Raw genomic sequence first — 12,816 nt, 5'->3', positions numbered from 1 at the left:
ACTCAAAACGTTACAAAAATGAAAGTACCGATGGGCAGCACAAAGGTAAAGAATTTTTTGTAATGAAAACGGAATGAAAGAATTAGATTGTTCAGTTAGAAGAATTGACTAAATAGGATGAGTTAAATAATGAAAGCAAAATATTTAAAACCTTTAAACATGTAGTATTCAAGCTTGAGTAAAGGATTCTAACATCTTATGCTAAAACCTTGTGGTATCGTATTTAAATAGGATTAGTAACTTGCATATGCCACTAGTTATTGCGTCTCCCCTATATCTTGGTAACTTAAAGTAATTGTACTAACGGTAATACATATCAATATTTTCGGCATTCACGTCAGACTTGCGAGCATTGGCCTTCATGTGTGAAGCAATTGGCAGTACTTGATTTATCAAGTTTGAATCTAAAGTTGCGAGTATTGGTATTCATGCTAGACTGTCGCAATTAAGTAATTTTTCTCGAAATGAGAGACCGTTTAGGCCTTTGTTTTATCTACATTAGCCCAAATGTTCTGTTTTTTGTTAACAGCTCAAAAGTTTGAAAAATAAGCAAGGCAAAATAATTACAACTGTAATATTAAGTGACTTGACAAAAGTAGTTACCCGTTGAATGCAGGTCTTTATTTTTATAGCTAGGCGCGACGATGGCGCACAGCCGTAGCTGCGTAACTGAGGAGCAACAAAGCTAGAAAATTAAAGAACAAAATGCCAATGGGTAAATACTTTTGGCAGGTCACTTAGTTAGGCTCTATTGATATTTGAAAAAACAAACTTTGACATAATAGTTCGAAGAGTTTAACATGATTAGCTATAGATTGCATCTAGAGATTATTGGTAATATAAACAATAAATTCCGTCGAATATTGTACAATCGCCTTCGGAGTCATGAACCTCTATAATAATTATTCCGTAGGCTTCGCCACGCAACTAAACACATTTTTCCCTTCCAGAAAATTTGAAATATCAACAGAACCTAGTTAAATCATATTTCATATTTGTAAACGAAAATAATAAGGATGCGATTAATGACAATATCAGAGTTATCCACTCACTCTAACTGTGTAAAATGGTTAGATAAGCCAGAACATGAAAAATACCAAGAATGCTGGAAGTTGTTTTATGAACGATACCATCAAGCCATTGTCTTATACATTTTAAGTAAAGCAAGTTGGTCGTATGACAAAATCCATCAAGCGGAAGACATCGCTTCTAGAGTTTATGAAAAAGGTTTTCGCTGGAGTTTTCACCGAAAAGAAGGTGTTCGATTTAGAATTCTTATAAAAAGCCTAGTTCGTGATGTACTACGAGATTATTGGCGTAAGAAAAAAATACCTATGCAAGCTATAGAAGAAGACTTTGCTTACGAATGCGATACTTCATTTGAAAATTTGTCGTGGAGTATTCTCGAAGAAACTATCCATATTTCCATAAACAAGTATCCTGAAAAAAAGCGGCGACTTTTGTTATTTATTTGGAAAAACTCTAGGTGGCCAAATTCACTTGAATTAGCAGAACTTTTACAAGTAAAAAGCAAAACCTCGGATCTTAAAAAAGCAGCTGCTCAACAGTGGAAAAAAAGAAACCGCTATCTTTGGGAAGAATTCCAAAAAAACATTTGTAGACAAATAGAGAAATTAGCTTACGGAAAACAATCTGTTGAAGAAGAAAACAAATTTTTTCAAAATTTAAGGTAATTTTTGTACTATAACAAAAACCTTTAACGGATTGAGTTATAGAATAGAACTATACTCAAATTGTTAAAGGAGTAAACATGATAAAAAATAACTCTTTACAGAGAAACCCATTGTTAATTGATATCGAGAAAGAAGATGAATTTTTTCTCGATATCAATTCTCAAATTGCTCAGTATCAATTATTAGAAAAATTGGGCGAAGGCGGCATGGGAATAGTGTATAAAGCGTGGGATTTAGAACTAAATAGAGCTGTGGCATTAAAATTTATTTCTGAATCTCAAAAAGACAAGTATCCTCGACATAGATTTTATCAGGAGGTGCAGTCTTTAGCCAAATTAAACCATCCAAACATTGTTCGCATTTTATCGGTAAGTAAAGAATCTCAATTATACTTTGCGATGGAATATATTGATGGACCAACGATCGATAAATGGTCTCATCAAAATAATTACCATAAAATAGCACAAGTTTTCTGCGATATTGCAAAAGCGATTCATTTTTTCCATAGTCACAAAATCATTCATAGAGATATTAAACCTAGCAATATATTGATCTCGAAAAGTACTCCGATGATAATTGATTTTGGCCTATCCAAAAGAAAAGACTCTAGCTTCTGCTCAGCATCTGATCACATAGTAGGAACTTTAACCTACATGTCACCAGAACAAATTCAAAATAAAAAACTTGATCATCGAACAGATATTTATTCCATAGGCAGTACTTTGTATTATATTTTGACAAATTGTTTAGTTTTTGAAGAAGACATTATAAAAAGCATCTGTCAACGAGAACCTGTAAAGCCTTCTACTATTTGTTCACAAATCCCTAAAGATTTGGAAGCAATTTGTTTAAAGTGTTTAGAAAAAAACCCATATTCTCGCTATCAAACCTCTCTTGATTTAGCCAATGATTTGGAAAACTTTACTCTATATCGTCCGATACAGGCATCGCTCCCCACTAAATTTTCCAGAGTCAAAAAGGTTATATATCGTAATAAAACACTTAGTGCTGTATTTAGTTTTTTATTTATTGTTTTGTATTCTTTTTTGATGTTCTACATTCACTCTATTCACGAACGCCAACAAGACGCAATAATGGCAAGAGAGAAATCGCAAATTCAATTAGAGAAAGCAAATGTACGCATAGCAAAAATTTCCCTGGCAAAAGCAAAAAAAGCTGAGAAAGAGAGAAAATGGCGAGAATGTTTAGCATTGATTGCAACAGCACTAGAACTTGTAAAAGACTTTCAAGGGAGAGAAGCTAGAAAAATTCATCGCGATAGTATGAGCTGGATACAAAAAATAATAAAGATTCAACCTGTATTATGGAGAAAAGCAAACAATTCCGTTCTTGCAGAAAAAGATGATCTTACCTTTGTAAATCTAAGTACAGACAATTCTACTAGCTATTTGTTTACTGATGAAGGTGGTAAGCATCGAAAATTTACAAAGGATGGCCGATTTGTTTTTATATCCGCAAACCAAGAACTTTGTGTTTATGATCCAATAAAAAATAATGTCCAACAAAAAATAAAAATACCAAAGAGTAAATCTTCAGTATTTGTTATTAACACAGAAGGTAGTATCGAAGTTCTTTATAATGATGCTAACAAGAAATCTCATGTGATCATGGATATAGAAGGTAACGTCCGCCAAATTATCAATTCTGAAGATAGTTGGGATAGATGGTGGTCAAACTACGCGCTCTCAAAAGACTATTTTGTAAAGCAATCAGACAATCAAATTCATATTATAAATAGAAAAAACAAGAGTGTAAAAGTCATCAAAAGATTTAAATATGCATTTGCTGGTCTTACAATATCGCATGGCAACCTATTTTCGTTTGTAGGAAAATTTATTTACGTTTGGAAGTTATCAACACAAAAACTAATTTCTAAAATAAAGATAGATCATCACTGGAACATAAGACTACCGCAAATTATACCAGAAAATAATAACTCTGTTTGGATTAGAGACAAAAAAGGCATGTTTTTATGGAACTTTACAACAAATGAAAAAGAGTATACCTCTTACCATATTCCTAATAATCTATTGTTTTTAGCAAAACATCCAAATAAAAAGAATTTTATATTTGCTTCTAAAGCAAAAGAAAAAATTGAAAACTGGCAATTATCTTTTACATATAAAATTTTTAAAAGCAATATACCTTGGTATTTTAATGAAATATTCATGGGAGAAAATCACTTTGTAATTCTAAGAAAAAGAATCGATAGAGATCGTATCAATAAACTTCAAGATGATATAGGTTTTGACGCTGTAGAATTTTCAGGTGACGGTTATGTAGATTACGACAATTCACAGATTTTCTTTGAAATAGAGGTTTACGACAAAAGAAATTCACAATTTTTATGGAAGAAAGAAGTTACTGAATTTGTTAAATTTACGCAAAGTGGTGATATTATGATTCGCGTTTTGGAATCTTTTATTACGCTTGATATAGAATCAGGTAAAACAAAAACAAAATTGTCACATAAAAAACTATATGATCGAAAACATTTTTTTGGCGATACCTTTAGCAAAGATTTATCAATAATTGCCTATAGCGCCTACGATTCTGAACATAAAAGAACAAAAATAAATATTGTCAATACGAGTAATTACAATCTTTTGCACTCTATTCCTCTGAAAGAATGGGGAGAGTATTATATTGTAGGTAACCATTTTTTAATACATGAAACAAAGACAGACCACCTTGAAATATGGAATATACACAGTGGTAAAAGACAATTGTTTATTTCTAATTTTCAAACTCCTAAAGGGAGTCTATTTGCTTTCACTTCCAATAACAACTATGCAATTCTTTCAAATAGAGAAATGTTTCAAGTTTGGAACTTAAAAAAGCAAACTTTGAAATATTCATTTTCTACAAATGTAGATTCTTTAGCTATACATCCAAATAATCAAATGTTTGTTGTTGGAGATAAGGGTTCTATATCTTTGTGGGATCTCGAAACAAACCAGCTATTATGCTATCTACTAGATAAAAAAAATATACATTATATTCATAAACTTTTTTTTAACAAAAGTGGTAACGAGTTATCTTTTGTATTTATAGAAAAAAAAGGCGGCGCAAAGCAATTAGCAGTACTTGATTTATCAAGTTTGAATCTAAAATCTAGGCATGGGATTCGCGAAGATATTTCAAATAAAGAACTTAAAAAGAAGTTAAAAAACTCTCCAAAACAAATTATCGAATTTTTATTTGCAAAAACAGTTAATGAGCAATTGGATGTAGAAAACAAGAACGATAGTGCCCATAAAAATAAGTAAGTTTAAAACGTGTGGATATTTAAATATCAAGAATTTATCGAAGTAAGATTATGCAAGAAGCTAAGTGACTTGACAAAAATAGTTACCCGTTGAATGCAGAGCTTTTATTTTCTAGCGCGGCGCGACGAGGGCGCGCAGCCGTAGCTGCACAACTAAGGAGCAACAAAGCTAGCAAATAAAAGAACAAAATGGCAATGGGTAAATACCTTTGGCGAGTCACTTAGATAAATAGCACCTAAGAAATTGACAGCTCTCTTATCGTATCTAGTTGAAATAGCTCGATACTGTTTTAAGAAACATATGACAGACTGGTGTGATAGGTAGGTTTATGCTAGTTGTTTTTGACACTTTTTTAGGCATTCCAATCTCAACTGTTTTTAAGTCTCACTTTCCAAAATTTCTTGCCTAAAACATTACGATTCTACATCATATAGAATCAGGCTGAGAAGAACTCCCAAAAATCTGTTTCTCTGAACAGTCTATTGAAACCTAACTTTATTGTTGGAGCGTTTTGCCTATTGTGATATTGTTATACACAATGCCAAAATAAGATTTTGTTCTTCTTAAAAGAATGGTTCTTCTCTATTACTGAATATGGCAGATTCGTCTCAAAATAACACATCAGAGTGTTACTTTGAATAGCGATATTAAAATACTCATAAACTATTCCATATGGAGTTATAAAATGAATACACGACAAACAGTTTTTGTTTCTATTGTAGTGCTTATTTGCATTTTTTCACTAGCCATATCTCATCCAGCGCAATCAGAAGAAAATTCCAGTATAAATACTTTAAAACATGTTAAGCATACTAAAACAATGAAAGTGGGATACATTCCTTGGGCACCTACTGTTATTAAGGATTCCAAAGGGAAACTTTCTGGACATTTTGTTGATACTATCGAATACATTGCCAATGAAATAGGTGTTAAAGTTAGCTATTATGAAACCGATTGGGCTACTTTTGAAAACGATCTACAAGCAGGAAAATGTGATGTTGTTATTGCTGGAACATTTAAAACTATCAAACGCGCCTATAATGTAGCTTATACACGTCCATTATTTTATTTAGGGATCAGTGCGCTTGTAAGAAAAGACGAAACGCGTTTTACTAAAGTCGCAGACTTTAATCACAAAGATGTAAAAATTTCTATTACAAAAGGTACTGGCGAACACGATTTTTGCAAAACGCATTTTCCTACAGCTAAACTAATGGTTTCTCCTGGAACAGAACTCTTTGTCCCTATATCAAAGGTAATTTCTGGCGAAACTGATGCTGCTTTTGCAGATACCTTTACAATTGAACAATTTCTAAAAGAGAAAAAGGAAGGAAAAGGCTTGTTTGTTTCATTGCCACTAAATCTCACACCAGTCGCATGGACATTGCGTCACAGCGATATTGAATGGACCAATTTTTTAAATAATGCTCTTGAATTTCTTGAAACATCTGGAAAATTACGCAGCTTCGAAGAAAAATATAACGCTCATTGGCTGCATCGCGAAACTAAGTGGAAATCGCATTAGTTAGTACTGTGTCTAGATCATTCTGAATGAGTGCATTCTCACAATAGGAAAAAAAGAAGCTGGGCAAACTTGAAGTACTACTCGATACTTGAGTTTTTACTATTACGACTAGTACTCCGTAAAGTTAGTTTTGAATCTGCCTTGTAAATCTTTTATAATCTAGCTTTTATTACTTTAAGGAGCTAGGAATGCGAAGAAGACAATATAAGATTAAGCTTAGAAAAGCAGAAAAAAAACAATTAGAAAATTATGTAAAGAGTGGAAAGAGATCAGCAAGAGCAATAACAAGAGCGCGTATTTTACTATTGGCCAATGAAGGAAAAACAGTTAACGAAATAGTGAAAGCTCTAAAAAGCAGTAAGCCAACAGTTTATAGAATTCGTAAGCGCTACATTGATGAAGGTTTAGAGTTTATTCTAGGAGAAAAACCTCGTAGCGGTAAACCGAGTAAAATAGATAGTTGTTTAGAAACTCAGTTAGCAACAATAGCGTGCTCAGAACCTCCTGAAGGCTTTAGTAAATGGAGCCTAAAATTATTAGCTAACAAATTAGTAGAGCTAGAGTTGATCGAATCTATTTCACATACGCATGTGGGAACGCTGCTAAAAAAAATGAACTTAAGCCTTGGTTAAAAAAGCAATGGTGTATTGGCCAGATTAATGCAGAATATTTATGGCGTATGGAGAATATTCTAGATTTATATTCACAGCCATACGACCCTAAAAGACCTGTGGTTTGTATAGATGAACGTCCTTGCCAACTTTTAGAAGAGGTTACAAGACCAGTTAAGAGCAAACGAGGTCGACCAAAGCGCGAAGATTCAGAATATCAACGTAATGGTACCTGCTGTGCATTTGTAGCTTTCGAGCGATTATCTGGTTGGCGATATATCGAAATAAAAGAGCGCAGAACAAAAGTTGATTATGCCCATTTTTTGAAAGAACTTACTGATAAGTATTATCCAGATGCTGATAGTATAAGGATAGTTCAAGATAATTTAAATACTCATACAAATGGCTCTTTTTATGAAGCTTTTCCTGCAGAAGAAGCCTTTAGATTAGCAAAAAGATTTGACTATTATTATACGCCTAAGAAGGCTAGCTGGCTTAATATGGTTGAAATTGAGCTTTCTGCTCTTTCTAAACAATGCTTAAATCGCCGTATTCCTACTATTGAAAAGCTAAAAAAAGAAGTACTCTTTTGGGAACGATACCGAAATAAACAACATTGCACTATAAATTGGAAATTTACAAAGAATGATGCTCGTATCAAATTGAATAAATTCTATCCTGACAACATATAGTTTTTATAAACCCTCTCTAATCACAGTTCTTGAAAAACAAAGAAACATGGGAGTTAGAGAGATGGCTCACAATTAACTTTATGGAGTACTAGTAATACCATATGCTTTTGTTAAGAAGATCGAAAATAAGGTCGATTGTTATCTGCAAGATTTTGCAAAGCTCCTTTTTCATACCGCTTTCTCCATTTATCTACTGCTCCGCGATAAAGCCGTTCCTGTTAAAACACAAAAATCTAAAAAGACCTAAGACGACCACCAAATCGAAAGAACATTCACTTTAATAGAAAATACTTAGGTTCAATTCTCTTTTAATCTAGCGCTCGTTTTAAGCTCATTTCTTTGCGTTAACTAGTTTTCTTTTGGCTAGTTTTATAAATTTATTTGCTTGGTCTACATCATACCCAAACTCAATAGCTTTAGTGTAATCCTTAATTGCCAAATCATATTTTCTTACCTGTAAGAAAAAGCCACCTCTATTCTTATAAACTTGTCCATCTTTCGGATTAATCTCAATAGCTTTATTAAAATCCTTAATTGCTAAATCATATTTTCCTTTACGAAGAAAAAGAACACCTCTATTGTTATAAGCTTGCCCGTGTTTAGAGTTAAGCTCAATAGCTTTAGTGTAATCCTTAATTGCTAAATCGTATTTTTTTTGATAAGAAAAAGTTACACCTCTGTGATGATAAATCAAAAAGTGTTTAGAATTAAGTTCAATTGCTTTATTGTAATCTCTAATTGCTAAATCATATTTTTTTTGAACTTGTAAACTACGTCCTCTTTCGTGATAAGCCTTCGAATATTTAGGATTAAAGTCAATAGCTTTAGTGTAATCCTTAACTGCTAAATCATATTTTTTTTGATTAAAAAAGAAATGTGCACTCTCAAAAAGCGTAATAGCCTTACTCGATTTTCTTTTAAGATTATCTTCTATTTCTAATTTGCCTTGATCATTTGATTTGTTCTTTCTGTCTTCAGAACTGTGAATTAACTCTATGTTAGTATTACTGTTTTTAGTATTTCTTTTTGATTCCGCATCTTTTTTAGGTTTTTGATTTAAGTTATTTTGTTGACTAAAGCCAATATTGTATAGTATGACCACTGATAAAAAAACACTACAAAATGAAATCCAACTCAGAGTTTTTAAGCTACGTTTTTTCTTGTTTGTATTTTTTTCTTTTCTCTTTTGTTTTAATTTTCTCTTTTTTCTATGATCAAATGTTCTAGTTCCATCAATTTCTGTAGGAGGTAATTTCTTTTTTTCTGACGAATTAGGGATGCTATTGAGTTTTCTAAGGAAATCCTTAACACAACTCAATCTTTGAAGAGGATCTTTTTTTAAACTGTAGTCTAATATTTCCGAAAGAATATCTACACTGTTAGATTTTGTATCAATAATAGAACTCAAGCCTGGTAGTTCCAATTCTGTTATTCTAGTCATCGTTGAAATCAAATTACCGCCGTAAAAAGGCGAGTTTCTATTCCAAGAAAGAAACTGATAGAATATAACTCCCAATGAAAAAACATCTGAATTCTTTCCAACTTTCAAATCTTCCTTCATTTGTTCAGGGCTCATATAATCCGGCGTACCAACCATTAGTCCAGTGTTTGTTATAGTTTCAAGTTCTTCACTTATGTCTTTGGCTATACCTAAATCGAGCAGTTTAGGTTTTAGCTTTTCGCCAACAAGCATTATATTATCAGGTTTCAAATCACGGTGAATGATACCACTTTCGCTTAACACTATAACGGCACTACATATTTCTTTTATTATTATTAGCTGTTGCTCAAAACTAATACTTTTAGGGAAATGTCGTATAAGATCTTGCAGAGTAATACCTTTTACATATTCCATAACAATGAAATACCTACCCTTATTTTCGAAAAAATCAAATGCCTTTATAATATTAGGGTGTTGAATTTTAGTCATAAAATAGTATTCACGTCTTACTCTCTCTGCAAAATTCTTGTTCTCTTTTCCTTGTACAAAACATTCTTTTACTGCAACTTTTTCCCCTGTTTGTATATCTTTTGTAAGATACACTTTACCCATTCCACCTTGACCAAGAACCTTCTCAAACTTATACCTGCCCTTTAAAAGTTGCAATTTTTTCTCCTATACCGTTTCTAAATGGCCTTAGTTTAATTGAATAGCACTACAATTTGAATGGCATTTCAGATAGGCTCGAAGGCTGGCGTATTATCCTTAGACAAAAGTTTTTCCATGTCTATTTTTCAATTGTAAATAGCCTCACATATTCTCCATAGACATGTTTCGATCGTTACAAGCCTGACATTAAATTATCTTACGAGTCTGAATCTCATATTAAATTATCCTTACTTACCTTATTGGAGTTACTTAGATATGGTAAACGATTCGTTTAGGGAGGATGCATTCAGAATTAATAGTGACAGACTCATTAGTAAAACCTAATTTCTGGCTCGTTCACTTAACGTCCAAATTTTCTGTAGTTATAGATTACAAAGTTACTACAAGTATTGAATTGCACATAAATTATAAAAATGAATCACGTTTATAGGTGTCTTTTTCCCAAATACCTTTGACTTTTATAGTTTGGTCGGCGTGATAGATAATACCATGACCATTTTTTTGATCATCTTTAAATTTGCCAACATATTTATCACCATTGGCCCACATAAATGTTCCGTTGCCGTTTTTTTTGTCGTCTTTAAATTTACCTTCATACTTATCGCCGTTAGCCCACATGAAAGTGGCGTTACCACTTTTATCATCGTCTTTAAATTTACCAACGTATATGTCACCATTAGCCCACATATAAGTTCCTTGACCGCTTTTTAGGTCGTCTTTAAATAATCCTTCATACTTGTCGCCGTCTGTCGTCGTATATGTTCCTTCGCCATTTTTTTGACCGTCTTTAAACTCTCCGATGTATTTGTTGCCTCCTGCCCAAATGAAAGTGCCATGTCCATTCATGGTATCATCTTTAAACTCACCTTCATAAATATTTCCATTTGGCCATATAAAGGTTCCTTTACCGGTCTTGACGCCGTTTTTGAATTCGCCTATATAACGCTCGCCTTTTGAAGTAAAAATACCATATCCTGTGCGCTCTTTGTCGTGAAAACTTCCTACGTACTCATCACCATTTTGCCAAAAATACATTCCTTGTCCGGTGATATTAGCATTGCGAAATTCACCTACGTATTTTTCTCCATTTGTCCAGCGAAAAGCTCCATGCCCGGTGCGTTCTCCATTATGAAATTCACCAGTGTATTTGTTGCCATTGGCGAATAACAATGTGCCGTGACCAGAAATAACATCGTTGTGAAACTGTCCTGTATATTTATCTTCCGTTTTTTTAGCGTCAGCATTTCCCCAAGTATAAGTGCCCCAACCGTGCTTTTGATTGTCTTTCCACTGCCCCAAGTATTCTGAATTACACGATAGTACCATATGTCCCCTACCACTACGCTTACCATTTTTTATTTCACCTTGGTATTTGTCGCCATTAATCCATTCTAAAGTTCCTTGCCCGTGCGGAAGACCGTCGTACCACTCGCCCTCGTAAATTACATTTTTTCTTTTGTAGATAAATTGGAGTTTTCCACCGTAAAAGAATTGGCATTTACCACTCGCAAAAGGTTTTTCTTCTTTTATAGGCCCCTCATACATAGCTTTACAAACAACATTTCCTTCCCAACAAGAAGTGTCTTGGAGCCAGCTCTTCAAGTATTCATTTTGCATTAAATCACAAATAACTTTGTTATCATTTTCTTTTGTGATCTCCACTAATTGCGCGCGTAGTTTTTCATTTTCGCTTTTTTGTTCGAGCAGTTGTTTGTTTAATTTTTCGTTGCTTTTGCGCAGTTCTTCCTTCTGGTGTTCTAGTTTTGTGAGAGCTTTATTTAATTGATGTTCTTGGCGTTGAAACTCTCGGTGTTTTACAATACTTTTAATACGTGCGCTAATTTGTTTGGTACTTTTGGAGTACAATTTTCCTACATAAGGAATATGATGAAGACCAAACAATAGTTGTTCGCGATCGTCTGGAAGATTTTTGATTTGTTGCCCTACATAATCATCATAACATTTGATGCATTTGGCAAGTGTTTTTGACATGTAAATACTAGCACATCTTTTGCCTGGATCTGGATTAAGGCATTTACTAATAAGTTCCATTAGCATTTGTTTTATTTCTTGTGGAGCGCCAGGAAAAGCAGGAAAAATTCGCGTTGTCCTTTTTAGATCTTGGAGTCTAAAAATAAAGTCCGGACTATCATAATAGGGATCAATAAGAGAAAAATCATGAGGAATACGCCCATGAAATATTTCGTAGAGAATAACTCCTACACTAAATATATCTGCCGAAAAATCGGCATTATGCGACGATTTTAATGATTCAGGAGCTATATAATAATATGTCCCCATTATCTCACCTTGGGTTGTAAGAGTGAGAGAAAAATCATCTTTGGCAAGTCCAAAATCGAGTATAGTGATATGATCATCAGAACCAACCATGGTATTTTCTGGTTTAAGATCACGGTGTACGATTTCTAAAGACCGCATTTCTTCGAGAGCAGATGCATAGTTAGCTGCGATAGCTAGTTTACGCGAAAAAGGTAGCACTAAATCATTTTCATTTTTGAGCAGACAGTGCAAAGTTTGCCCCTCGATATAATTTTGAATGATAAATTTGCGGCCAGCCACATCTAATTCATCAAGAACATGAACTAAATGCTTAGCTTTTTTTTGGTGGGTACGTTTTCCTAAACGCGCTTCTTCTGAAAATCGTTGCTCCGAACCAGAGTGCAAAACTTTGATAACAACTTTATCCTCAGTTTCACTATTTTCAGCAAGATACACCTTACCCATTGCTCCCTGAGCAATATACTTTTCGACTTTGTAACGCTTTGCTAAAGCGAGCAGATTGTTACATTTTAAGCACCACGTAGCATGTTCGGGGTTTTTAGCTTTGCAATTGTAACACACGATATTCATAAGAACCCCCGTTTGGATAGCGA

Annotated in this window: 5 protein-coding genes and 1 pseudogene; 4 read left to right on the top strand and 2 right to left on the bottom strand. The window is 33.5% G+C overall.

Going from position 1 to position 12,816, the window contains the following annotated elements:
• Positions 1 to 1,025 precede the first annotated feature (1,025 nt).
• From UABHE_RS32985 to UABHE_RS32970, 4 genes and pseudogenes are all read left to right on the top strand, one after another.
• The gene (locus UABHE_RS32985; RefSeq protein ID WP_372367727.1) at positions 1,026 to 1,694 is read left to right on the top strand and encodes a hypothetical protein; all 669 of its coding nucleotides are present in this window, start codon (positions 1,026 to 1,028) and stop codon (positions 1,692 to 1,694) included.
• 77 nt (positions 1,695 to 1,771) lie between these two features.
• Positions 1,772 to 4,984, top strand: a complete 3,213-nt coding sequence (locus UABHE_RS32980) for a protein kinase (protein WP_372367726.1) — start codon at positions 1,772 to 1,774, stop codon at positions 4,982 to 4,984.
• A gap of 685 nt (positions 4,985 to 5,669) precedes the next feature.
• On the top strand, positions 5,670 to 6,509 hold the full coding sequence (locus UABHE_RS32975) for a substrate-binding periplasmic protein (RefSeq protein WP_372367725.1): 840 nt from the start codon (positions 5,670 to 5,672) through the stop codon (positions 6,507 to 6,509).
• Between the two features lie 188 nt (positions 6,510 to 6,697).
• Positions 6,698 to 7,812 (top strand): annotated as a pseudogene (locus UABHE_RS32970) (IS630 family transposase).
• A gap of 331 nt (positions 7,813 to 8,143) precedes the next feature.
• Here UABHE_RS32970 and UABHE_RS32965 read toward each other — a convergent pair.
• Complete coding sequence (locus tag UABHE_RS32965; RefSeq protein ID WP_372367723.1) at positions 8,144 to 9,919, bottom strand: protein kinase; 1,776 nt, start codon at positions 9,917 to 9,919, stop codon at positions 8,144 to 8,146.
• Between the two features lie 408 nt (positions 9,920 to 10,327).
• Positions 10,328 to 12,793, bottom strand: coding sequence for a protein kinase (locus UABHE_RS32960; RefSeq protein ID WP_372367721.1), 2,466 nt, complete (start codon positions 12,791 to 12,793; stop codon positions 10,328 to 10,330).
• Positions 12,794 to 12,816: the final 23 nt, after the last annotated feature.

Origin of the sequence: Candidatus Uabimicrobium helgolandensis (genome assembly GCF_041508025.1) — a bacterium.
Classification (GTDB): domain Bacteria; phylum Planctomycetota; class Uabimicrobiia; order Uabimicrobiales; family Uabimicrobiaceae; genus Uabimicrobium; species Uabimicrobium helgolandensis.
This window is presented reverse-complemented; position numbering and strand designations above follow the sequence as displayed.

What these genes read in the sequence shown, in the direction of transcription:
- UABHE_RS32960 (WP_372367721.1), bottom strand. Translation starts at nt 12,793, where the DNA reads ATGAATATCGTGTGTTACAATTGCAAAGCTAAAAACCCCGAACATGCT.
- UABHE_RS32975 (WP_372367725.1), top strand. Translation starts at nt 5,670, where the DNA reads ATGAATACACGACAAACAGTTTTTGTTTCTATTGTAGTGCTTATTTGC.
- UABHE_RS32985 (WP_372367727.1), top strand. Translation starts at nt 1,026, where the DNA reads ATGACAATATCAGAGTTATCCACTCACTCTAACTGTGTAAAATGGTTA.
- UABHE_RS32980 (WP_372367726.1), top strand. Translation starts at nt 1,772, where the DNA reads ATGATAAAAAATAACTCTTTACAGAGAAACCCATTGTTAATTGATATC.